The 1,335-nt window shown below is 58.5% G+C and carries 3 protein-coding genes; 2 read left to right on the top strand and 1 reads right to left on the bottom strand.

Going from position 1 to position 1,335, the window contains the following annotated elements; all coding sequences use genetic code 11:
• Together AB4Z11_RS31905 and AB4Z11_RS31900 are read left to right on the top strand one after the other, a co-directional pair.
• A partial coding sequence (locus AB4Z11_RS31905; RefSeq protein WP_442030212.1) for a DUF1345 domain-containing protein occupies positions 1-133 on the top strand: 133 nt, incomplete at its 5' end.
• Positions 134-192: 59 nt separating this feature from the next.
• Positions 193-549, top strand: coding sequence for an HPF/RaiA family ribosome-associated protein (locus AB4Z11_RS31900; protein WP_442030210.1), 357 nt, complete (start codon positions 193-195; stop codon positions 547-549).
• Here AB4Z11_RS31900 and AB4Z11_RS31895 read toward each other — a convergent pair.
• A complete protein-coding gene (locus AB4Z11_RS31895; protein WP_442030208.1) occupies positions 536-1,318 on the bottom strand; it encodes a helical backbone metal receptor in 783 nt (260 codons plus the stop codon). The genes AB4Z11_RS31900 and AB4Z11_RS31895 overlap by 14 nt on opposite strands.
• Between the last annotated feature and the right edge of the window lie 17 nt (positions 1,319-1,335).

Here is a 1,335-nt window from a genome sequence, read left to right as displayed (position 1 = left end):
AACATCCGATGTCTGCGTGCAATCGAGCGATTTGCGCAAGCTGGTGCTGGGCCAGTCGGTGCTGAGCTTCTTCTTCAATCTGCTGATATTGGGGCTCTTCGTCAATATTGCAGCCTCTTTGCTGAATACCTGAGAAAGGAGTAGGATGGAATCGCGTGAGAACGCGCTTTGATGAACAAACGGGAGCAGCATATRCAAATCAATGTGAACACCGATAAAACCATCGAACGTCATGCCGGCCTTGACGACCACGTACACCAAGTGGTGCAAGCCGCGCTTCACCGGTTCGGCGAACACATCAGCCGCGTCGAAGTCCACCTCAGCGAAAACAATGCGAAGAAATCTGCAGACGGCGATATCCGCTGCATGATGGAAGCGCGTGTGAATGGCTACCAGCCTATCGCCGTCAGCGACCACGATGCCACCCTGCATCAATCCATCAATGGCGCGGCGGATAAACTGCAGCGCGCAATCGACAGCGCACTGGGACGCCTGCAAGACAGCAAGCGCCACGCCGCCCAGCCTGAGTTCACTACTACTGAGGAGTAATTAATGTCCTGAGGTACTGCACGCCGCGCAGTGCGCGGCTGCCGTACCAGGACATCATCTCGCCGTCCACCAGCTGTACCGGTTTGCCGATCTGCTTTTCGAGCGCGTCTGCGTGCTCCTCGTTGAAGCGATACGGTTCCGTCGACAGCAGCACCTGATCAATCTGCCCCACCAATGCATCCGACCATTTGAAGCTCGGATAACGTGCGTCGCCCAGTTCGGGAATCGTCCAGCCAATCAGCGCCAGCATGTGCGCAATGTACGTCTCGCGCGAAACAGTCATCCACGGGTCCTGCCAGATGCAGTAGAGCACGCGCTGCGGCGCGCCTTTTGGCGCTGCTTCCAGCGCGGCGAGTTCACGTGCGAATGCTGCGCACCAATCGTCTGCCTTCTGCCGGGCGCAGAACACGCCGCCCATCAGCTGGGCCAGCGCGATATTGTCGCGCGGCGTGATGGGATGCGTGACCACGATGTTCGGCACAAATTCCGCTAGCTTGTCGACGGTTGGCTTCTCGTTCTCGTCGATGTTCACCACCAGGTGGGTCGGCGCCAGCTTGCGGATCTTCTCGATGTTAACGTCCTTGGTGCCGCCCACTTTCGGGATCGTGCGTACAAGCTGTTCCGGATGGATGCAAAAGCCGGTGCGGCCGACAAGTTGCGGCGCCAGGCCCAGGTCGCACAGCAGCTCGGTAATGGAAGGCACCAGCGAGACGATGCGCGCATCAGGCGCGGCAGCGTGTTGCTGGCCAAGGACGTCAGTAAAAGTCATAGTGCAAGGAAACAACC

The sequence above is a fragment of the Pseudoduganella sp. RAF53_2 genome (assembly GCF_052113985.1).
Taxonomy (GTDB): Bacteria; Pseudomonadota; Gammaproteobacteria; order Burkholderiales; family Burkholderiaceae_D; genus Rugamonas.
This window is presented reverse-complemented; position numbering and strand designations above follow the sequence as displayed.

Bases quoted from the DNA above. Each gene is read 5' to 3' on its own strand.
- AB4Z11_RS31895 (WP_442030208.1), bottom strand. From the start codon at position 1,318: ATGACTTTTACTGACGTCCTTGGCCAGCAACACGCTGCCGCGCCTGAT.